18 protein-coding genes are annotated in these 21,928 nt (G+C 60.8%); 11 read left to right on the plus strand and 7 right to left on the minus strand.

What is annotated here, in order from left to right; genetic code table 11:
• Nucleotides 1-94: 94 nt before the first annotated feature.
• Both narL and ACYQ12_RS04440 read right to left on the minus strand, forming a co-directional pair.
• Nucleotides 95-748: a two-component system response regulator NarL gene (gene narL / locus ACYQ12_RS04435; RefSeq protein WP_459868299.1), complete on the minus strand. Its 654-nt coding sequence runs from the start codon at nucleotides 746-748 to the stop codon at nucleotides 95-97.
• Complete coding sequence (locus ACYQ12_RS04440; protein ID WP_459868302.1) at nucleotides 738-2,453, minus strand: histidine kinase; 1,716 nt, start codon at nucleotides 2,451-2,453, stop codon at nucleotides 738-740. The genes narL and ACYQ12_RS04440 overlap by 11 nt, the downstream gene beginning before the upstream one ends.
• A 241-nt stretch (nucleotides 2,454-2,694) precedes the next feature.
• On the opposite strand from ACYQ12_RS04440, the gene ACYQ12_RS04445 reads away from it, so the two are divergent.
• The 3 genes from ACYQ12_RS04445 to ACYQ12_RS04455 all read left to right on the plus strand — a co-directional run bounded on the left by ACYQ12_RS04445 (nucleotide 2,695) and on the right by ACYQ12_RS04455 (nucleotide 6,196).
• Nucleotides 2,695-5,391 carry a nitrate/nitrite transporter gene (locus tag ACYQ12_RS04445; RefSeq protein WP_459868305.1) on the plus strand — a complete coding sequence of 899 codons (2,697 nt, stop codon included), beginning with the start codon at nucleotides 2,695-2,697 and terminating at the stop codon, nucleotides 5,389-5,391.
• A gap of 228 nt (nucleotides 5,392-5,619) precedes the next feature.
• Nucleotides 5,620-5,760, plus strand: coding sequence for a hypothetical protein (locus tag ACYQ12_RS04450; protein WP_459868308.1), 141 nt, complete (start codon nucleotides 5,620-5,622; stop codon nucleotides 5,758-5,760).
• Nucleotides 5,761-5,791: 31 nt separating this feature from the next.
• Complete coding sequence (locus ACYQ12_RS04455) at nucleotides 5,792-6,196, plus strand: ribonucleotide reductase subunit alpha (protein WP_459868310.1); 405 nt, start codon at nucleotides 5,792-5,794, stop codon at nucleotides 6,194-6,196.
• A gap of 119 nt (nucleotides 6,197-6,315) precedes the next feature.
• Here ACYQ12_RS04455 and ACYQ12_RS04460 read toward each other — a convergent pair whose 3' ends face one another.
• Nucleotides 6,316-7,026: a succinate dehydrogenase iron-sulfur subunit gene (locus ACYQ12_RS04460; protein ID WP_459868313.1), complete on the minus strand. Its 711-nt coding sequence runs from the start codon at nucleotides 7,024-7,026 to the stop codon at nucleotides 6,316-6,318.
• 444 nt (nucleotides 7,027-7,470) lie between these two features.
• On the minus strand, nucleotides 7,471-8,214 hold the full coding sequence (gene fnr / locus ACYQ12_RS04465; RefSeq protein WP_459868316.1) for a fumarate/nitrate reduction transcriptional regulator Fnr: 744 nt from the start codon (nucleotides 8,212-8,214) through the stop codon (nucleotides 7,471-7,473).
• 298 nt (nucleotides 8,215-8,512) lie between these two features.
• Here fnr and ACYQ12_RS04470 point away from each other — a divergent pair, with 298 nt between their 5' ends.
• The 4 genes from ACYQ12_RS04470 to ACYQ12_RS04485 all read left to right on the plus strand — a co-directional run bounded on the left by ACYQ12_RS04470 (nucleotide 8,513) and on the right by ACYQ12_RS04485 (nucleotide 15,063).
• Entirely contained in the window at nucleotides 8,513-8,851 is a 339-nt protein-coding gene (locus ACYQ12_RS04470) for a carboxymuconolactone decarboxylase family protein (RefSeq protein ID WP_459868319.1), read from the plus strand.
• Nucleotides 8,852-9,369: 518 nt separating this feature from the next.
• Complete coding sequence (locus ACYQ12_RS04475; RefSeq protein WP_459868322.1) at nucleotides 9,370-13,137, plus strand: nitrate reductase subunit alpha; 3,768 nt, start codon at nucleotides 9,370-9,372, stop codon at nucleotides 13,135-13,137.
• Between the two features lie 431 nt (nucleotides 13,138-13,568).
• Nucleotides 13,569-14,501 carry a PRC-barrel domain-containing protein gene (locus tag ACYQ12_RS04480; protein ID WP_459868326.1) on the plus strand — a complete coding sequence of 311 codons (933 nt, stop codon included), beginning with the start codon at nucleotides 13,569-13,571 and terminating at the stop codon, nucleotides 14,499-14,501.
• Nucleotides 14,502-14,721: 220 nt separating this feature from the next.
• Nucleotides 14,722-15,063: a DUF6470 family protein gene (locus tag ACYQ12_RS04485; RefSeq protein WP_459868329.1), complete on the plus strand. Its 342-nt coding sequence runs from the start codon at nucleotides 14,722-14,724 to the stop codon at nucleotides 15,061-15,063.
• Between the two features lie 118 nt (nucleotides 15,064-15,181).
• On the opposite strand, the gene ACYQ12_RS04490 is transcribed toward ACYQ12_RS04485, so the two are convergent.
• From ACYQ12_RS04490 to ACYQ12_RS04500, 3 genes are all read right to left on the minus strand, one after another.
• Nucleotides 15,182-15,952: an EAL domain-containing protein gene (locus tag ACYQ12_RS04490; protein ID WP_459868332.1), complete on the minus strand. Its 771-nt coding sequence runs from the start codon at nucleotides 15,950-15,952 to the stop codon at nucleotides 15,182-15,184.
• Between the two features lie 132 nt (nucleotides 15,953-16,084).
• On the minus strand, nucleotides 16,085-17,044 hold the full coding sequence (locus tag ACYQ12_RS04495) for a DMT family transporter (RefSeq protein WP_459868335.1): 960 nt from the start codon (nucleotides 17,042-17,044) through the stop codon (nucleotides 16,085-16,087).
• Nucleotides 17,041-17,541 carry a DUF4174 domain-containing protein gene (locus ACYQ12_RS04500; protein WP_459868338.1) on the minus strand — a complete coding sequence of 167 codons (501 nt, stop codon included), beginning with the start codon at nucleotides 17,539-17,541 and terminating at the stop codon, nucleotides 17,041-17,043. Before ACYQ12_RS04500 ends, ACYQ12_RS04495 begins: the two co-directional genes overlap by 4 nt.
• Nucleotides 17,542-17,958: 417 nt before the next feature.
• Between ACYQ12_RS04500 and narH the strand changes: the two genes are divergently transcribed.
• Genes narH through ACYQ12_RS04520 form a run of 4 tightly spaced genes read left to right on the plus strand, consistent with a single transcriptional unit; the run spans nucleotide 17,959 to nucleotide 21,913 of the window.
• Entirely contained in the window at nucleotides 17,959-19,608 is a 1,650-nt protein-coding gene (narH, locus tag ACYQ12_RS04505; RefSeq protein ID WP_459868341.1) for a nitrate reductase subunit beta, read from the plus strand.
• Entirely contained in the window at nucleotides 19,601-20,338 is a 738-nt protein-coding gene (narJ, locus tag ACYQ12_RS04510) for a nitrate reductase molybdenum cofactor assembly chaperone (protein WP_459868344.1), read from the plus strand. Before narH ends, narJ begins: the two co-directional genes overlap by 8 nt.
• A 15-nt stretch (nucleotides 20,339-20,353) precedes the next feature.
• Nucleotides 20,354-21,031: a respiratory nitrate reductase subunit gamma gene (narI, locus tag ACYQ12_RS04515; RefSeq protein ID WP_459868347.1), complete on the plus strand. Its 678-nt coding sequence runs from the start codon at nucleotides 20,354-20,356 to the stop codon at nucleotides 21,029-21,031.
• A gap of 60 nt (nucleotides 21,032-21,091) precedes the next feature.
• Entirely contained in the window at nucleotides 21,092-21,913 is an 822-nt protein-coding gene (locus ACYQ12_RS04520) for a peptidylprolyl isomerase (RefSeq protein WP_459868350.1), read from the plus strand.
• The last annotated feature ends 15 nt before the right edge of the window (nucleotides 21,914-21,928 follow it).

Here is a 21,928-nt window from a genome sequence, read left to right on the forward strand (position 1 = left end):
GTGTCATGCCCAGTCCTGCCAGGCATGCCGTCATGCGTGCCGGATACCGCAAGCTTGTCGATAACCGGTGGTCTTTACGGGATCAGACGTGGGATCAGGAGATGCCCTGATTGGCTGCCCATACCGCGGCTTCGGTACGCGAGCGCATGTTGAGCTTCTTCAGCAGGTGACGGACATGTACCTTGACCGTGCCTTCACGGATGTCCAGCCGGTGGGCGATCAGCTTGTTGGAGTGGCCCTTGACCAACAGCCTCAGGATTTCCCGTTCGCGCCGGGTGAGGTTCTCGGCGCTGGGGCCGGAGGGTGCTGCCGGACGGCGCAGGGCGCCAGCCAGTAGCGGGGTCAGCCGATTGTCGAAGGTCATTTCCTCCCGGGCCAGACGATCGAGCGCTTCCAGCAACTGTTCGGGCGCCATGTCCTTGAGCAGATAGCCGCTGGCGCCGGCGCGAATGGCGGCGATGACGTCCTCTTCCTGATCGGAGACGGTGAGCATCACGATGGGCACGTCGACACCGGCCTGCCGCATGGCCTTGAGCACGCCGATACCGTCCATGTCACGCATGTTGAGATCAAGCAGGATCAGATCGGGAGACATCTCGTTGATCCGAATGAGCGCCTGGCTGCCGCTATCCGCCTCGCCGAGGCAGAACAGCTCGTCGCTCATGTCGAGCAACTGGCGGACACCACTGCGAAACAGCGGGTGGTCGTCCACTATCAGCACCCCGAGTCGTTCGGTATCAGATGTCATGCTGCATTCCTCTCGGTATGAAGGACAGGTCGATACGTGCTCCCCCCAGCGATGAGGAGGAGAAGTGTAGCGTACCGGCCAAGCTATGCGCCCGTTCCTGCATGATAATGGTGCCATAGTGCTGGGGTCGGTTCAGCTCCGCGGGCAAGCCGACCCCATTATCCTCGATACGCATCGTGACGTAAGCGTCGCTTTTGCGCAGCTCAAGCCGCACGTGGCTGGCCCGGGCGTGCTGGACCACGTTGGCCAATGCTTCGCGCAGAATCTGCACCACGTGCAGCTCCTCGTCCGGTGCCAGCAGATCGTCCTCCAGTGCCACATGTTCCTCGATGGTCAGCTTGCCACGGGCGGCGAACTCGGCCACTGCCGCCGAGACGGCGCTGCCGAGGCCCTGCTCGGTCAGGCGCAGGCGGAAGGTGACCAGCAGTTCGCGCAATTGACGATAGGCGTGGTCGATACCCTGGCGAAGCTCGGCGAGGACGGTGGCAATTCGGGGGTCGGCCTCGTCGGTGGCGAGATGCGTCTGGAGCTGACGCTCCAGACGCATGGCCTGAATGTTGAGATAGCTCAGCGACTGAGCCAGGGAGTCATGCAATTCGCGGGCAATCACTGCGCGTTCGTCCATCAGATCCAGACGGCGCTGCTGGCGGCTGCGGGCCTGCAGGACCATGGCCGCACTCAGATGGTCGGCTATCGTTTCGCAGATCTGGCGCTTCCACTGCGGCAGGGACTCCGCGTCGGGCAGGGTGACGATCAGCGTGGCATAGCGCGTGCCGGCTTCCTGTAAAGGGAAGTACAACGCATGCGGGTCCTCCTCCGACGAATCCTCTGCGGTTTCAAGGCGTAGCCTGGCAGGTGCCAGTAGCGTGGCGAAAGGCGCCAGGGCGTGTTCGTAGTCGATGTCCCGCGGTGCAGTAGAGGCCAGATAACGGGCGTTGGCATAGAGCAGACGCAGCGCCAGATGGCTCTCCTGCAGGCGGTAGGACTTGTCCTGTACCTGATTTTCCAATCCCCGGTAGACCAGCGCGAGTTGCTCGGCCATGTCATCGACGGTGGCCGACAGCAGGCCGATCTCATCATCGCGACGATAGTGGCTGCGGGCAGTGAAATCGCCCTGACGCAGTGCCTCGACCACGCTCAGCAGATGCCGCAGTGGGGGCAGGACATGACGAAACACCTGATAGCCGCCGTAGGCGAGGATGGGCAGGGTCAGCAGCAGAAAGGTGATCTGCAGCCACTTCAGCCGTTGCAGACGCTGTTCCGCAGCCTGCTGCATCAACCCGACCAGGCCGTCGAGTTGCGACACATGTGTCGCGATGCGCTGGGCGATGGCCGTGTCGACCCGCGCCGGCTGGCGCAGTGCGGGTCGCAGCAGCTGCTGCCATTGGCGCTGCAGTTCGCGCAGCCGTCGAGTCTGGGGAGCCTGCGGTCGGGCGAACAGTCCCGTGTCGGCGATACGGGCGTATGTGCCATCCATGTCCTCGAGTAACTGCTGCCAGCGCGGCTGCTCCACCTGGGAAGCCACCGCCAGCAGGCGCCAGGCCTGCATGCGCAGTGAGCCGGCCCGGTTGATGGCCTGGGCGTCACCCTGGGCAGTTTCGGTGAGATAGATGGTCGCGACCATGCTACATAACGCCAGCAGCGTTATGGCGCCTAGGGTCATGCCCATGGCGAAGGTCAGCGAATGCCTCAGTCGGTTAAGCACCTCGCCTACTCCTAAAGATTCTTTCTTCAAATTCAACCTACTCCTTAAGAGGTATTATTTATTCATCTACGCATTATTTTTCATGATGATAGCGGGATAGGTATAGCTACCCACTAGGGCTAAGTGCCTGATTCATGAAGTGACTTCCCGCCACTGGGGTTGACGTGGGTCAACAGGGGGTAGACCGTGAGGCGCCAGAGTACCCCTATCGGTGCATCAACAGGCCATAAGGGGAGACACCATGGCGACTACCGTTTCACCGTCCCGTCGTGATCAGCGTCGAGCGCTGGGGTTATCCACCCTGGCGTTTACGCTGTGTTTTGCGGTATGGACCATCTTTTCGATCATCGGTCTGCGGATCAAGCAGGAAATGGGGCTATCCGACACCCAGTTGGGGCTGTTGATGGCTACGCCGGTACTCACCGGCTCGATCAGCCGGCTGTTTCTGGGCATCTGGACGGACCGTTTCGGGGGGCGCTGGGTATTTAGCATCGTGATGCTGGCCACCGCCGGTTGCGTCTATCTGCTGACTCTGGCCTCCAGCTATCCCATGCTGCTGCTCGCCGCGCTGGGCGTCGGCCTGGCCGGGGGCGCTTTCATCGTCGGCGTGGCCTATACCTCGGCCTGGTTCGAACCCCGTCATCAAGGCACCGCGCTGGGACTGTTCGGCGCGGGCAACGTGGGGGCGGCGGTCACCAATTTCGGTGCGCCCTTCCTGTTGTTGGCCATGGACTGGCGCGGTGCGGCACTGGTCTACGCCACGGTGCTGGCGATCATGGGTGTGGTGTTTCCCCTGCTGGCCAAGAACGATCCGCTGAGCGAGGAGCGTCGTCGCAATCCGGTACCGCTCAAGGCTCAACTGGCCCCATTGGCCGAGATTCGCGTATGGCGCTTCTCGCTTTACTACTTTTTCGTCTTCGGCGGCTTCGTCGCCCTGGCCCTGTGGCTGCCGTACTACCTGACCCAGGTCTACGGCTTGAGCATCGCCGCGGCGGGCATGGTCGCCGCTCTTTATTCGATTCCCGCCTCGCTGTTTCGCATTCTCGGCGGCTGGCTGTCCGACCGTTACGGCGCGCGGCGGGTCATGTATTGGACACTAGTGGCCTCGGCGCTGTGCACCTTCCTGCTCAGCTATCCACCCACCGAATACGTGGTCGCGGGCGTGCATGACGAGATCCGCTTCTCCTTCTCGCTGAACTTGGCAGGCTTCATCGTACTGATTTTTGTGCTGGGCTTTTTCATGTCGCTGGGCAAGGCGGCGGTGTTCAAGCACATTCCTGTCTACTATCCCCATCATGTCGGCGCCGTAGGCGGTGTGGTGGGCATGGTTGGCGGCCTGGGCGGCTTCTTCCTGCCGTTGACCTTCGGCATGCTCAACGACGTCATTGGCGTATGGCAGAGCAGCTTCATGCTGCTGTTCGTGGTGGTCGTCGCCGCGCTGGCCTGGATGCACTACGCCATACGCCGCGCCGAGCGCGATGAGTGGCAGCGCCAACAGCCGCACACCGACCTGCCGGAGCTGTCGACCCCCAACCGTTTCGTGCTGGAGGACTGGCGGCCGGAAGATCCTCAGTTCTGGGCGGAAAAAGGCAAGCGCATCGCCACGCGCAATCTATGGATCTCGATTCCCAACCTGCTGCTGGCCTTCGCCGTGTGGATGGTGTGGTCCGTGGTGGTCGCCAAGTTGCCTCAGGTAGGATTCGATTACACCTCCAACCAGCTGTTCTGGCTGGCGGCGCTGCCGGGATTGTCCGGTGCCACGCTGCGCATCTTCTACTCTTTCATGGTGCCGATCTTCGGTGGCCGTCGTTGGACGGCGATTTCCACCGCCTCGCTGTTACTCCCTGCGCTGTGGATCGGCTTTGCCGTACAGAATCCGCAAACGCCTTATCTGGTCATGCTGATCCTGGCCCTGCTGTGCGGCTTCGGTGGGGGTAACTTTGCCTCGAGCATGGCCAACATCTCGTTCTTCTATCCCAAGCGCGAAAAAGGTAACGCCCTGGCCCTGAACGCCGGATTGGGCAATCTGGGTGTCAGCGTCATGCAGTTTATCATTCCGCTGGTCATTACCACCGGCGTATTCGGTGCCCTGGGAGGAGAACCCCAGACCAGCGGAGAGGGCGCACGCCTCTGGCTGCAGAATGCAGGGTTCGTCTGGGTGCCGTTCATTCTCATCGGCACCGTGGCAGCCTGGTTCGGCATGAACGATATCGCCAGTGCACGCTCTTCCTTTTCCGACCAGGCGGTCATCTTCAAGCGTAAGCACAACTGGCTGATGTGTGTGCTTTATACCGGGACCTTCGGCAGCTTCATCGGTTATTCCGCAGGGTTTCCGCTGCTCGCCGCCAATCAGTTTCCCGAAGTCGATGTGCTCAAGTTCGCCTTCCTCGGGCCATTTATCGGGGCGCTTTCCCGTGCTGGTACCGGCTGGGTCTCGGACCGCTTCGGCGGTGAACGGGTCACTTTGTGGGTGTTCGCGGCGATGATCGCTTGCGTGGGGGGCGTGCTGTTCTTTCTCGGAATCAAGGAGCAGCCTGGCGCGTTCTGGGGCTTCTTCGCCATGTTCCTGCTGCTGTTCTTCTTCACTGGCGTGGGCAATGCCAGCACCTTCCAGATGATCCCCGAGATCTTCCGTCAGGAGGTGGCACGTCTGATGCCCCACCTCGACACTCCGGCGCAGCGCCAGCAGAGCGAGAAGGAATCTGCGGCGACCATCGGCTTCACTTCGGCCATCGCCGCCTATGGTGCCTTCTTCATTCCCAAGACCTTTGGCAGCTCCATTGCCTGGACCGGGGGGGCCGAGCCGGCTCTTTACGGATTCATCGTGTTTTATGCGATTTGCATTGGGTTGACCTGGTTCTACTACACTCGGCGTAATGCTGAAATCCGTTTTCGTGACGCGCCTGGCGTCAAGTCCACATCCGCTGCTGCGCAATGACCGATCGGAGCCGCCGTCACCGGCGGCTCCGACAGCGATGACGAACCTGCACAAGGGGAAGATAGACAGTCCGATTCCCGAGAAGTGTTCATGTCAAGCGAGCTCAACGACAGGCAGAGAAGTGATCAACCAGACCGCGCCGGTGGTGGCGGAGCACGCCGAAGCCATCGCCAGCAACTTCTATCCGCTGAGTTCGAGCGTTATCCCCGCGTCCGCTCGATGTTTAACATGCGTCTGCCCCAAGGGGAAACGCCTAGCTGCTACTTCATCGGGCCGTTGCCGTTCATGCTCGTTATCGACATTGCGCTAGAGGAGTTCGGTGTGCCGGATGAGCATCGCCATTACGAACCGACTGCCGCGCTGAACTGACCGATCCCCGACATGCTAGAGAGGAATATTCGTGAGCATTGCCCATTATGCCGATCTGCTGGCCGAGGCGCGCCGGCAACCCGAGCCCCAGCGTCTGCTCTTCGTCTTCACTCGCGCCGAATTGCCTGACAACCCTGACCGGGCGCAGCGCGAGCGCTTCGAGCAGGGACAGGGCGGCGTGTTGACGCCGGTGCTCTGCGTGGACAAGACGCCGGAAGAGTTGACCGACATGGCGGCGCTGGTCGATGAATCGCGGCGTACCGGCATCGACTGGGATGTCGTTTTTGTGGCCGCCCTGGCTGGCGATGGCTACCAGCCGCCTACCAGCGATGAGGCGGAGGGCCCTTTGCAGCGCATGGTCGAAGCATTGCAGATGGGCAGTATCGATAACTTTCTGGCCTTCGATCGTCAGGGGGATGCGATCAGCTTCCAATAAGGTTCATGTGATGCGGTTTGCGCCTGGGATATAAGAGAAAAGGTGGACGTGACGGATGACGTCGTAACGACGTCATCCGTCAAGATAATATCGAGGCCATTCGCTTCCTGAAGCCTTATTTAAACAGCGTTTCTCACCAGCATATGCCGGATCTTGCCAATCGCCCGGTGTGGATTCAGTCCCTTGGGACATACTGCGACGCAGTTCAAGATGCCTCGACAGCGAAACAGACTAAAGGGGTCTTCAAGCTGGGCGAGGCGTTCCTGCGTGGCGGTATCCCGAGAATCGGCCAGGAAACGATAAGCCTGTAGCAGCCCGGCAGGCCCGACGTATTTTTCCGGATTCCACCAGAAAGAGGGACACTGGGTAGAACAACAAGCGCAAAGGATACATTCGTAAAGGCCGTCGAGCTTGTCACGGTCTTCGGGAGATTGTAATCGTTCAATGGCGGGCGGCAGAGTCTCGTTTTGCAGATAAGGCCGAATGCGTTCGTATTGTCGATAGAAGAGCCCCAGATCGACGACTAGATCGCGCATGACCGGCAAGCCGGGAAGGGGGCGAATGATAAGTCGGTTATTCCGGACCACATCAGAGAGCGCGGTGATGCAGGCCAGGCCATTCTTGCCATTTATATTCATTCCATCCGAACCGCAGACGCCTTCACGGCAACTACGCCGGTAGGCAAGCGTGCTGTCCTGCTGCTTGAGCAGCTCGAGCACGTTCAGGATCATCAGGTTACGACCTTGAGTATCGAGCTGAAATTCCTGCATGTAGGGGGCAGAGTCGGTTTCGGGGTTGTAGCGATAGATGGAGACTTGGAGCATGGACATGGAAGCTTCTCCTGGATGAGCCTTATCCGGGCCTTGTTCAAAATTGACTGCACACTGGCCATGCCGCATTCAGGACCTACCTAAAAGCCTGTTTGCAATTCGAAAACCGCGCTTCTTGCAGCTTTTGCCTTGGCTGATTTACGCTGTCGATATTCTATAAAACCTGGCCTGAGGCGTATTTCAACAAGTTGGATGGCCTGTCAGTTGCCTGTCAATTGCCTTCAGTGGATGGGTCTTTCAGTATCGAGTCGAAGTCTTTACAACGTCTTGTGCCGTGAGTGACAGGAGATCCTCGATAAAGGTGTTTTAAAATATTTGTTGATATAAAAGTAAAAGAACAAGGACGCAAATGCAGTACAGAATATGTTTATCATGAGCTATATCATACTTGGACTTGCCGGAATAAAGTGGTTCGGCTCCGGGCTCTACCGATGATGAACTTGATCACTGACAGGTTTCGCCCTTGGCCAAGGCCGATAGTGCCTGCATGTCGAGAATATGTATTTCGCGCCCCTGAACGGAAAGTTGCCCCTGTTGCTGGAAACGGTTGATAACCCGGCTGACCGTTTCTACCGCCAAGCCCAGATAGCTTCCTATATCGGCACGCGACATCGTCAGACGAAAGCTGTAGGGCGAATAACCGCGACGTCTGAAGCGCAGCGAGAGCGCGAGCAGGAAGTTGGCGAGACGTTCGTCGGCAGTTTTATGTGACAACAAGCGCATCATCTGGCGATCGTCACGCATCTCCTTGCTCATGCTGCGATACAATTGTCTGCGCAGTTGAGGAAACCGCTCGGAGAGCGTGTCCAGGCGATCAAAGGGAATCTCGCAGACCGAAGTGGTTTCCAGCGCCGTGACCGTACCCAGATAGGTCTGTTCATCGATACCATCGAGTCCCACCAGCTCGCTAGGCAGATAAAAATTTGTGAGCTGCACCTCTCCGGTATTGTCGGTGGCGATCTGTTTGAGGCTACCTGAGCGCACGGCGAACACACTGGTAAAAGGCGTGCCCTGACGAAACAGGGCTTCGCCTTTCTTCAACGGAGCCCGACGGCGAATGATGGCGTCGAACTGGCTCATGTCCTCGTTCGCCAAGGACAGTGGCAGGCACAGCGAACTTAAATTGCAGCTTTGGCAGTGCGTTTCGCTGAGGCGGGCACGCCGGGAGGTTGCAATGGGGCTCAGCATAAATCCCTCCATAAGGTCGACCTAATCTTATTGTGGTAGATATGAGCCGTAGAAGAAAGCGTGAGCTAGACGCACCACGGCCGCATCGGCTTCAGTACCGCCAGGTTTGGGTATTGGCGATCCGAGACGCTCAAAGGGGCAGTATGCTCCTGTGGCGACTCGAGGATTCTGCTATCAACGGCTTGGGCGCTATGCTTTAGACGCTGATCGCTCTGGATCGGACTCTAGACCTGGCTCTAGAGCGGATCTGCAGCCTATTGCTATTGGCTATTCTGTTTTCAACAGAGGAGGTCTGAACATGCCCCACAAGCAGCTCCCTTCCGGTGCAAGCGAAGTGGCCAGGCATTATCCCGATGTCTGGGAGGCTTTCGCGGCACTAGGCGAGGCCTGTGCCGAAGCCGGCCCGCTGGATGAACGTACCTGTCGCCTGGTCAAGCTCGCGCTCGCCATCGGCGCACGCTCCGAGGGTGCGGTTCACTCGCATACGCGACGCGGCCTGTCGGAATCCATCAGCCCCGAAGAGCTGCGGCAGGTGGCGCTGCTATCGATTCCCACCTTGGGCCTGCCGAATGCCGCCGCCGCGCTGACCTGGATTGAGGACATCACCGATCCGGACAATCCCCCGCCACGCAAATGAACCCTGCTGGCCGTGCCAGGCATGGCCAGCTTTCCACACTTGTCTCCTGGTTATCCCGCCTTGCCTTCTCCTGCCTGTTGCCTATGCGAAACGGGGCCGTCGGGTATCTTTTCGGTGAGTTCGCTTCGCTACGCCAATGTCTTGGCGCAGCGCCCCCTGAGCGCTCGAGAATCACCGTCTACCTACAAATAATCCCGCCGCCTTCATTTATACCTACAAAGGAGTAGTGGATCAGAGAAAGTCCATCATTATTCATGGGATAGAAGTGGCCCGGGGGCTATCTCCGTTGGCATAGCAACCAGCTGCACTGTCCGGTGCCGGGAAACGGCCTTGACCTGTATCAAAAAACCCCTGGCGTACAGGTCGCAAAGTGGCCTCCTGAACAGGCGCCCAAGGGGCCATCGGGAGAACACGGCACGCAAGTCGCCGCCCGAGCTTCGCGCCGACGATTTTATTGGTGGTATGGCGCAGACCGGGCTCCGGCATCCAGTCGACGCGTCGCAGAGGAGGAACATCCCATGAGCCATTTTCTCGATCGACTGCAGTACCTGGGCAAGGCGCGTCCGGCATTCGCCGACGGCCACGGCGAGACGCGTGAAGAGTCCCGCGACTGGGAAGACGGCTATCGCGCCCGCTGGCAGCATGACAAGATCGTGCGCTCCACCCATGGTGTCAATTGCACCGGTTCGTGCAGCTGGAAGATCTACGTCAAGAACGGTCTGGTGACCTGGGAAACCCAGCAGACCGACTATCCCCGTACCCGCCCGGACCTGCCCAACCACGAGCCGCGTGGCTGCCCGCGCGGGGCGAGCTACTCCTGGTATCTCTACAGTGCCAACCGCCTCAAGTATCCGCTGGTACGTCGGACGCTGGTCCAGCTGTGGCGCGAGGCGCTTACCCAACACGGCGATCCGGTCGATGCATGGGCATCGATCGTCGAAGACCCGGCCAAGACCGCGCAGTACAAGAAGGCCCGCGGCATGGGCGGTTTCGTGCGCGCCAACTGGGAAGAGCTCGAGACGCTGATCGCCGCGTCCAATGTCTACACCGCCAAGCAGTACGGCCCCGACCGCGTCATGGGTTTCTCACCGATTCCTGCGATGTCGATGGTCTCCTATGCTGCCGGCGCCCGCTATCTGTCGCTGATCGGCGGGGTGTGCCTGTCGTTCTACGACTGGTACTGCGACCTGCCGCCGGCCTCACCGATGACCTGGGGCGAGCAGACCGACGTGCCGGAATCGGCTGACTGGTACAACTCCAACTACATCATCGCCTGGGGTTCCAACGTTCCGCAGACGCGCACGCCTGACGCTCACTTCTTCACCGAGGTGCGCTACAAGGGCACCAAGACGGTGGCGATCACCCCCGATTACGCCGAGGTCGCCAAGCTGTGCGACGAGTGGCTGAGTCCCAAGCAGGGTACCGACGCGGCGCTGGCCATGGCCATGGGTCACGTGATTCTCAAGGAATTCCACCTCGACAAGCCCAGCGCCTACTTCACCGACTATGTGCGTCGCTACACCGACATGCCGTTTCTGGTCGAGCTCGAAGCCCGTGAAGACGGCAGTTTCGCCCCCGGCAAGCAACTGCGTGCCAGCGACTTCGACGCCAACCTGGGCCAGGACAACAACCCCGAGTGGAAGACCGTGGCCTGGGATGAAGCCAGCAACCGCCTGGTAGTGCCGCGCGGCTCGATCGGTTTCCGCTGGGGCGAGGAAGACGCGGGCGAAGGCCGCTGGAACCTCGAACCGCTCGATGCCGAGGGCAACGAAGTCTCCTTGCAGCTATCGCTGGTCGATAGCCACGACAGCGTCGCCAAGGTCGGCTTCCCCTATTTCGGCGGCATCGCTCACGAGCACTTCAGCCACGTCGAAGGCAACGACGTGCTTTACCACCAGTTGCCGGCCAAGCGCCTGACGCTGGCGGATGGCCGGGAAATCCTGGCGGTGACCGTGTTCGACCTGATGGTCGCCAACTACGGCATCGACCGCGGCCTGGGCGCCGAGGGCGAGGATGACGGTGCCACCGCTTACGACCAGATCAAGCCCTACACTCCGGCCTGGCAGGAAGCGATTACCGGCGTGCCCGCTGAGCAGGCGATCCGCCTTGCCCGCGAGTTCGGCGACAACGCCGACAAGACCCGCGGCCGCTCGATGATCATCGTGGGGGCCGGTCTCAACCACTGGTACCACATGGACATGAGCTACCGCGGCCTGATCAATATGCTGATTCTGTGCGGTTGCATCGGCCAGAGCGGCGGTGGCTGGGCGCACTATGTCGGCCAGGAGAAGCTGCGCCCGCAGACCGGCTGGACCCCGCTGGCCTTCGGCCTCGACTGGCAGCGTCCGCCGCGCCACATGAACGGCACCTCGTTCTTCTACAACCACTCCAGCCAGTGGCGCTACGAGAAGCTCGAGATCAAGGAGCTGCTCTCGCCGCTGGCGCGTCCCGAGAAGTTCACCGGCAGCCTGCTCGACTTCAACGTGCGCGCCGAGCGCATGGGTTGGCTGCCTTCCGCGCCGCAGCTCGACACCAACCCGCTGCGTCTGGCTGCCGCCGCCAAGGCCGCCGGGCAGGATACCGCCGACTACGTGGTCGATCAGTTGAAGAGCGGCAAGCTGCGCTTCGCTGCCGAGAATCCCGACAGTCCGCAGAATTTCCCGCGCAACCTGTTCGTATGGCGCTCCAACCTGCTTGGCTCCTCCGGCAAGGGGCACGAGTATATGCTCAAGTACCTGCTGGGAACCCAGCATGGGCTGCAGGGCAAGGATCTCGGCGAGATGGGCGGGCCGCTGCCCGAAGAGGTGGTCTGGCACGACAAGGCGCCGGAGGGCAAGGTCGACCTGCTGGTGACGCTGGACTTCCGCATGTCCACCACCTGCCTGTACTCCGACGTGGTACTGCCCACCGCGACCTGGTACGAGAAGGACGATCTCAACACTTCGGACATGCACCCGTTCATCCATCCGCTGACCGCGGCCACCGATCCGGCTTGGGAGTCGCGCAGCGACTGGGATATCTACAAGGGCATTGCCAAGGCGTTCTCGCGGGTATGCGTGGGGCATCTGGGGGAGGAGACCGACCTGGTCACACTGCCGATGCAGCACGACTCCGCCGCGGAACTCGCCCAGCCCGAGGTGCTGGACTGGAAGAAGGGCGAGTGCGAGCCGCTGCCCGGCAAGACCATGCCGCACCTGATCGCGGTCAATCGCGACTACCCGGCGACCTATGAGCGCTTCACCTCGGTGGGTCCGCTGCTCGACACTCTGGGCAACGGTGGCAAGGGGATCGGCTGGGAGACCGCTGCCGAGGTCGAGCTGCTCGGTAAGCTCAACCAGCGCAAGGCTGACGGTCCGGCCCAGGGCCGCCCGCGCATCGAGACGGCCATCGATGCCGCCGAGATGATCCTGACGCTTGCGCCGGAGACCAACGGCCAAGTGGCGGTCAAGGCGTGGAACGCGCTGTCGAAGATCACCGGACGCGAGCATGCGCATCTGGCCTTGCCCAAGCAGGAGGAGAAGATCCGCTTCCGCGACATCGTCGCCCAGCCGCGCAAGATCATCTCGAGCCCGACCTGGTCAGGCCTCGAGGACGAGCACGTGTCATACAACGCCTGCTATACCAACGTCCATGAATTGATTCCGTGGCGTACCGTGACCGGCCGTCAGCAGTTCTATCAGGACCACGCCTGGATGCGCGCGTTCGGCGAGAGTCTTCTGACCTATCGTCCGCCGATCAACACCAAGGCGATGAGCGGCTTCAAGGCACCGAAGAGCAACGGTAATCCGGAAATTGCGCTGAACTGGATCACTCCGCACCAGAAGTGGGGCATCCACTCGACCTACAGCGACAATCTCCTGATGCAGACGCTGTCGCGTGGTGGCCCGATCGTCTGGCTATCCGAGGACGACGCTCGCGCCATCGGCGTGGAGGACAACGACTGGATCGAGCTCTACAACTCGAACGGCGCAGTGGCGGCAAGGGCGGTGGTCAGTCAGCGGGTCAAGAACGGCATGGCGATGATGTACCACGCCCAGGAGCGCATCGTGAACGTGCCGGGCTCCGAAGTCACCGGCACCCGTGGCGGCATTCACAATTCCGTGACTCGCGTGTGCCCCAAGCCGACCCACATGATCGGTGGCTACGCTCAACTGTCCTATAGCTTCAACTACTACGGGACCGTGGGCTCCAACCGTGACGAATTCGTCGTGGTGCGCAAGATGCACCACGTCGATTGGCTGGACGGCGAAGGTAACGACAGCGTGCAGGAGAAGGTTGAGAGCTGATTCCGTCCCGTTTCTCGTCAGGCATGACACAATCGCCCCGCAGCAGCGGGGCGATTGCTTTGCAGAACTCGGCTTATGGAGCCTCCCTCATGCCGGAGCGGGAAGCCGTGCGACGCACCGGTTTCCGGCTACGCAAGTCAGGACCGCCAGTGGCGAGATCGGCTGCGTACAGAAGTGCAGCAGTGTTATGTTTGGTCCTTGATTAAGCGAAGCGGAGTTTAAAGGATTTAACCGCAACGCTTAATTCTACTTAACTTAATAATCGTAAAGGTAAGCTTTTATTTGTATTTAAAACTTTTGTGTTGCATGAGAGGTGTTTGAGAACATTCGGTAAAGAATAGTATATAGGTAAGCCTGTTAGCGGCTAACGCGTTTCGCAAAATTCTTCTCATGGTCTAGCTTAGGTAGTGCACGCTAACTAAGGAGGTTTTATGAAAAGGACAGCCCTAACCGTTGCTATCAGTGCGCTCTGCGCCGGTCTTGCGGGAGGTGCCTTGGCGCAGCAGCAAGAACAGCAGTTCTCCGATGCAGATAGGGATAACAATGGTTTCTTGAGTCAGGAAGAAGCCAGGACAGCGGTAAATCTGGATGAAGATACCTTTAATCAAGCAGACGCCAACGGCGATGACCGGCTGGACGTGGATGAATTTCTGATCGTAGTCGAAAGAACGGGAAGCCAGCAGGCTCAGCAAGGACAGCAGCAGACCTCTCAGCAACAGCAGTCTTCTCAGCAGCAGGGCTCTCAAGTCACCGTGGATGAAGAGCCGGCCGACGTTGACGTCCAGACTCAGGCACCGGATGTCACTGTCGAGAAACAGAAGCCCGATGTCACCGTTGAGCAGCCCAAGCCGGAAGTTGAAATAACCCAGCCCAAGCCCGATGTGGAAGTGCAACAGGCCGAGCCCAACGTGTCGGTACAGCAGCAGGGGCAGCCGGAAGTGGAAATCGAGAAAGCTGGCGAAGCTCAGGTTGACGTGGAGCGACCCGATGATCAGCAGCAACAGAACCAGCAAGGCCAGCAACAATCAGGGGCAAGTTCCTTGATGTCCATGCAGGCAAGTGATCTAGAGGGTAAAGCAGTTGTCAATCAAAATGGCCAGGAGATTGGCGACATCGATCGTATCGCCCAGCACACCCAGAATAATCGGCTGTACGGCATCGTCACTGTCGGTGGCTTCTGGGGCATTGGCGGAGAAGAGATCGCGCTTCCACTGGAAGAGATGCAGCTAGAAAATGACCAATTGGTCATGCAAACCAACCGTGGCGAAGACGAAATCAAGCAGTCTGCCGACAGTTACAACGAAAGCGATTATCGTGAGCTGGAGGGTGATCAGACTCTGAGTGAAGCTGCCCAAAGCCAGTAATTGACGTTCTGTTGGGTCATCATGATCTCGCCGATACATGGCGGTTTTCAGGCATGGCTCTGTCTATGCCAGCCGATCAAGCAAGGATGGGGTAAGTCGGCTTCACATCATGTCCGCTTCAAGCAGGCGGTGGAGTATTACACGGTGGTGTAATAGTGATTAACGATGTGAAGCTTACAGGGCTTGCCCATTAAGTCAGAATCGATTCAAGGAGGTTGTTATGAAAAGGACAGCAATAGCCGTTGCCGTAGGTGTCTTGTGTGCGGGTATCTCGGGAAGTGTCCTGGCGCAGGACGAACAACAGCAACAGGGCGCTAAAATCGTCGTGAAAGAGAAACCTGCCCAAATCCAGGTGGAGCAGAATCCTCCAGAGGTTACCGTCGAGCAGCAGAAGCCGAACGTGAATGTCGAGCAGCCCAAGCCGGACGTTCAGGTAAGCCAGCCCGACCCCGAGGTCGACGTGCAACAGGGCCAGCCCGACGTGTCGGTGGAGGGGAAGAGCCAGCCGGAAGTGCAGGTCGAGCGCTCCGGAGAGGCTCAGACCGACGTGCAACAGCAGTAATCATGACGATTGCAGGGTGCGGCAGGAGCCGCACCCTGATTACTGTATAAGACATGCGTCTGGGTTCACGGTGATCGAGACGGCTTCGCTGGAGTTGAGGAACCCAGTGGGCGATGAATCATTCCCGAACCTCGGCAAAACGTGCCGGGGCGACTACCGGCAACGTCTCCAGTCCGGGGCGGGCGAAAAAGAAGCCCTGCTGGCGATGAATGCCGTGATGCAGCAGCCAGCGAGCCTCCTCGGCCAGTTCCACGCCCTCGGCGACCAATTGGATATCCAACTCTTCGGCCATGCCTGCCACGGCGCGCACGATTGACTGCCGGCTGGGATCAATATGTACGTTCTGGATCAGCTGCCGATCGAGCTTCAGGGTATCCGGCGTCAGTTCGGTGAGCAGATCGAGATTGGCGTAGCCGGCGCCGAAATCATCCAGAGCGGTAGAAAAACCCAAACCGTGATAGGTATCGATGATGTCGCGCAAATGACTGCGGTCGCGCACTGCCTCGGACTCGGTAATCTCGAAGTTGATTCGCGAGAGGGGCCAGCCGCAGCGTCGCGAGGCTTCCAGAGTGGCCTGGATACAGGCGGTAGGTTCGTAGACTGCATTGGGCAGGAAATTGATCGACAGGGTCGTCTGCATGGCGAGTGCGCTTGCCAGCTCAATGGCTCTGACGCGACAGGCCTGATCGAAACGATACAGTAGCTGGTCGTCGACCTGGTTGAGCACGCTGTAGGCAGACTGCCCCTCGGGACCGCGCACCAGAGCTTCGTAGGCGATGATCATTGCCTGCTCGACGTCGACGATGGGCTGGAACGCCATGGTGAACTCGAACGGCAACTCGCCGTCACAGCGTCCGCAGTGATCGTTCACTCTTGCGCAGTGGGTCATGTCGCGTTTCCTGATATCCAGTGGTAGCCCTCTCGATCGAGACGGTATTGCCTTTCTATCGGCCGAGATGCGGCGGGCTTGAAAGGCACCGGAACAGGCTCGCCGTACAAGGCGATGCGGGCGATGTCCTCTTCACTGCTTGCCTGGCCTGGAGGCGCTTGTCCTCGCGGCCCGGCCGCCACGCGCCACCATCACCACGCCGCTGATAGTCACGGCCATGCCGGTCAGCGCAACGGGACCGAGAGTCTCATCGAACAGCCACCACGCTTCCAGGGCCGTCAGCGGCGGTACCAGATAGAACAGGCTGGCGACTCGCGAGGCGCCGCCGCGCCGGATCAATGCCATCAGCAGCAGGATCGCCGCTACCGACAGGCCGATGACCAGCCAGACCAGGGCGGCGACGAAGGGGGGCGTCCACAGGATCTGGCGGGTTTCCAGCAAGAGCGCCCCCAGCCCGAGGACGACGCTGGCGGCGAGATACTGCACCACACTGCCGCCCAGCAGCGGCATGTCGGTGCAAAAGCGTTTCTGGTACAGGGTACCGGTGGAGATGGCCAGTAGCGCCGCGAACACGCAGGCCAGCGCGCCTAGACCGAAACCCTCGAACAGGCCGCCGTCGCCCGGGGCGAGCTTGCCGCTCAGCACCAGCGTGATACCGACCAGCCCCAATCCCAACCCCAGCCACTGCCAGCGCGACAGACGCTCGCCGAGTAACGGCAGCGCCAGCGCGGCGGTCAGCAGCGGTTGCAATCCGACGAGCAGCGAGGCCAGGCCCGCCGGTAGTCCGAGGTCGATGGCGTAGAACACGCCGCCCAGATAGGTGGCGTGGACCAGCACGCCGGTGACCGCGACGTGGCCCCAGAGCCTCGGCGAGGCGGGCCAGGGGGCTCTGAACCACCGCATCAATGGCAGCAGGACCAGCAAGGTGAGCGCGAAGCGGATGAACAGGAAGGTGAACGGCTCGGCATAGGGCAGTCCGTACTTGGCGCCGATAAAGCCGGTACTCCACAGCAGCACGAAGAATGCCGGCATCAGGATCAGCCATGGCGTTGGCTGGCGATTCGCCGAGGTGTCCGGGGCCGTTCCGTTCATCGGATGTCCTGAGAGGCGGTGCCTGCTCCCGCGGAACGGGAGGGCTGAGTGGGCCCGGCAGTGCGGCGTGGCATGTTGTCGACGATATCGAAGACCTGCTGCGGGTCAACGTAACCTTCAAGCTGCATTTTCTTGCCCCCATCCATGCCGATGAGTATCACGGTCATTGGCCCCTGCGGATCGATGCCGAGGGCCTTGAGCAGCGCACGGGTCTCGAACGGTGTCATCGCCTGGCCGGTGCGCTGACCGCTGCCGGCCTCGACGCTGTAAAGCACCATCTGGCGTTGGCGGAGGTCGTCCTGGCGTCGGCGGAGCTGTTCGCGCATGCGTTGGTAAGCGGCATTATCGGCATCGGGCGTCACCAGAACCAAGGGACGGAACAGACCCCGGTCGGTGATCAGCGGATTGGCCGGATCGGCGGCCGAGGCGGCGGCGATCGATGCGGTCCAGACCAGTAGGCTGATCAGCAGTAGCGCGAATACGGGGCGTTGTGGCATTTCGAGACTCCTTGCAGTTGTAAACGAGGGCTTGTCGACGGCGGCTAGGCATCGCCCTGGGCAACCCTGCCGTTGCCGACGAGCTGAGACTCCTACCCCCAAATAACCTTGGTGCTACCCGATATACGTCTAAAGGAATAGGGATCTACAAAAATCCATATTCAATCAACTGCCTGCCTACCAATACACGATTACCCCCAACGACATAGGACGGCCCCAGGCGCCTGTAGGCACTGGGAGGGGTTTGACCTGTATCAAAAAAGCGTCGGCGCAAAAGACCCAAAGTGACTCCCGAAGACGCTTCACCAGGTCTAGGGAGACATCCTGTGGCGGCCTGATCAGGCGCGAAAACCGCCTGGCCCTCGATGCACCGCATGCGACTGGTTGAAGGCAATGATACGTACAGGAGATCGTGACATGAAGATCCGCTCGCAAGTGGGCATGGTCCTCAACCTCGACAAGTGCATCGGCTGCCATACCTGCTCGGTGACCTGCAAGAATGTCTGGACCAGCCGCGAGGGCGTGGAGTACGCCTGGTTCAACAACGTCGAGACCAAACCGGGCATCGGCTATCCCAAAGAGTGGGAGAATCAGGCCAAGTGGAAAGGTGGCTGGATGCGTCGCAAGGACGGCCGGATCGAGCCACGCATCGGCGGACGCTTCCGGGTGCTGGCCAAGCTGTTCGCCAACCCCGACCTGCCGGAAATCGATGACTACTACGAGCCGTTCAACTTCGATTACCAGCATCTCCACAAGGCCGGCAAGAGCCAGCACCAGCCGGTCGCACGTCCGCGCAGCGCCATCACCGGTCAGCGCATGAACAAGATCGAGTGGGGTCCCAACTGGGAGGAGATTCTCGGCACCGAATTCGCCAAGCGCCGCAAGGACAAGAATTTCGACAAGGTTCAGGCCGATATCTACGGTCAGTTCGAGAACACCTTCATGATGTACCTGCCGCGACTGTGCGAGCACTGTCTCAACCCGGCGTGCGTGGCGTCGTGCCCGAGTGGTGCGATCTACAAGCGCGAGGAGGACGGCATCGTGCTGATCGATCAGGACAAGTGCCGCGGCTGGCGCATGTGCATCTCCGGCTGTCCGTACAAGAAGATCTACTACAACTGGAAAACCGGCAAGTCCGAAAAGTGCATCTTCTGCTATCCGCGCATCGAGTCCGGGCAGCCGACGGTGTGTTCCGAGACCTGCGTGGGCCGCATCCGTTATCTGGGTGTGCTGCTCTACGATGCCGACCGCATTCAGGAAGTGGCATCGTCTCCCGACGAGCGCGACCTCTACCATCGCCAGTGCGAGATTTTCCTCGACCCCAACGATCCGGAAGTCATCGCCCAGGCGCGCCGCGACGGTGTGACCGAAAACGTGATCAAGGCCGCACAGGCGTCGCCGGTCTACAAGCTGGCGATGGACTGGCAGCTGGCTCTGCCGCTGCATCCCGAATACCGCACGCTGCCCATGGTGTGGTACGTGCCGCCGCTGTCACCGATTCAGACCGCCGCCGAAGCCGGCCATCTGGAAAGCGACGGCGTGCTGCCCGACATCGAGTCACTGCGCATTCCGGTGAAGTATCTTGCCAACCTGCTCACCGCCGGTGAAGAGGAGCCCGTGGTGCGGGCACTCAAGCGCCTGATGGCGATGCGTGTCTACAAGCGTGCTCAGCAGGTCGAGGGGCGCAAAGCCGCCGACGTACTCGCCGAAGTGGGGCTCACCGAGGCGCAGATCGAGGAAATGTACCGCTATCTGGCCATCGCCAACTATGAGGATCGCTTCGTGGTGCCCACCAGTCACCGCGAGCAGGCCCGCGAGGCCTTCCCCGAGCGTGGCGGCTGCGGTTTCTCGTTCGGCAACGGCTGTCATGGCGGCGAAAGCGAAATCAGCCTGTTCGGCGGACGCAAGCACACCAGCACTTTGGTCAAGCCGGCCGTCGAGCATCACGATCCGGAAGAGGAGCACGCCATGCCGCTGGTGATGACCGACTCCGGAGTCAAGTATCACCAGCCGAAGCCGGCCTATTCATCCAAGCAGGCCGAACCGGAGGAGGAGCACAATGCGTAGTCTACGTGTCCTGGCGCGCCTGCTGGACTACCCCACGGCCGAACTGAAACAGGCCGCGGGCGAGATGCTCGAGGCTATCGATGCCGAGGAACACCTGAGCCGCCGGCAGCGCTTCGCCATCAAGTCATGGATCACGCAGATTGCCAATGCCGATCTGCTCGATCTGCAGGCCGACTACGTGGCGCTGTTCGACAAGGGGCGTTCGACCTCGCTGTTGCTGTTCGAGCATGTGCATGGCGAGTCGCGCGACCGCGGCCAGGCGATGGTCGATCTGCTCGATCAGTACCGTGCCGCGGGCTTCGAGCTCGAAGCCCGCGAACTGCCCGATTATCTGCCGGTGTTCCTGGAATACCTCTCTACTCGAGAGGGGGGCGAGATCGCTCGCCAGCTGGGCGACGTGGCACACATCCTGGCGCTGCTCGCCGCGCGCCTCAAGGAGCGGGAGTCCGCCTATGCCCTGGTGCCCGAGTCGCTGTTGGCGATGATCGGTGCCGAAGAGATCGTCGGTGAGCATGCCGAGGCGGTGCAGAAGGAGGCCCGTGACGATACGCCCGCCGCACTCGATGCGGTGTGGGAGGAAGAAGCGGTGCGCTTTCATGCCAAGTCCGACGAGGATTGCGCCCTGCAGTCCGCCACCGGGCGTCGCCAGGCGGAACTCAAGCGCCAGTTTCAGGCCGATGTGCCGCTACGTATCGTGCCGCCAGCCACCAATGCGGCCTCGGGTCATTAATTCAGGAGCCCCGTCATGAACTACCTCAATGAACTGCTGTTCGGTCTCTATCCCTATGTGGCGGGCACGGTGTTCCTGGCCGGTGCGCTGCTGCGCTTCGATCACGGCCAGTACACCTGGAAGACCGGCTCCAGCCAGATGCTCTCCAAGCATCAGATGCGTCTGGGCAGCAACCTGTTCCATATCGGCATTCTGGTGATCTTCTTCGGCCATCTGGTGGGCCTGCTCACGCCGCACTGGGTCTATGCCCCCTTTATCAGTGCCGGTACCAAGCAGATCATCGCCATCATCGTCGGAGGCACTGCCGGGGTGATGTGCCTGACCGGCGGCGCCATGCTGCTGCATCGTCGGCTGACCAACCCGCGCGTACGCGCCACCTCCAGCCGCGCCGATATCCTGATTCTGGCGATGTTGGTGGCTCAGGTCAGCCTGGGGCTTTTGACCATCATTCCCGCCCTGGGCCATCTCGACGGTGGTGCCATGCTGATGCTCGCCGAGTGGGCCCAGTCCGTGGTGTTCTTCAAGGGCGGAGCCGCTGAACACCTGGCGGAGATCGGTCTGATCTACAAGCTGCATATCCTGCTCGGGCTGACCATCATCCTGGTCTTCCCCTTCACCCGTCTGGTGCACGTATGGAGCGCACCGGTGGGGTACATGGGACGGCGTTACCAGATCGTGCGCCGCCGCGCATAACGCGGATTGCGCTCAATCAGCTTTGCTTATCTACCGTTTCAGTTCCCCCTGGGGGATGTCATGCAAAAGATCGAAATCGAACAACTGCCGGGGCGCGTCAGCGCCCCCGTCATCCGGGTCGGCGAGACCGCCATCGACGAGCAGACCATCGCCAGCGAGATGCAGTACTACCCGGCCGAAACCCTTGCCGAGGCCCAGTTGCAGGCAGCGCGTGCCCTGGTGATCCAGGAGCTGCTTCGCCAGCGCAGCGTCGAGCTGGGGTTGGCGTCCGAGAGGGATGCAGACGCTGCCGCTGAGGAAGCCGACCTGGCCGGAATGCTCGACAGCGAACTGGAGGTCCCGGAGCCCGAGGAGGCCGCCTGCCGGCGTTTCTTCGACGCCAATCCCGAGCGCTTTCAGACGCCGGTCATTCTCGAGGTACGCCATATCCTGCTGGCCGCCGCGCCCGATGATTCGCAAGCGCGGGATGCTCAACTCCGACAGGGCGAGGAGCTGCTCGAGGCGTTGCAGAAAGCACCGTATCGCTTCGACGAGTTCGCCCAACGCTACTCGGCGTGTCCGTCGCGAGAGCAGGGCGGCCAACTGGGGCGTCTGGCACCGGGACAGACCGTGGACGAACTGGACCGGGCGCTGCGCCGCCTGCCGGAAGGCCTGCACGATCGCCCGCTGGCTTCGCGCTATGGCTGGCATCTGGTATCCATCGATCGACGTATCGAGGGCGAGCCGCTGGACTACGATCAGGTCGCCGACCGGGTCCGCCACACGCTGCGCGAGCAGGCGTCACGCCGCGCTCTGCGCCACTATCTGCTGGCCCTGGCGGAGCGCTATGGTGTCGAAGGCATCGCGCTCGACGAGGAGAGCGCCGGTGCGCTGATGCAATAAGCATCGTTCAGGAAG

This window comes from Halomonas shantousis (genome assembly GCF_054654615.1).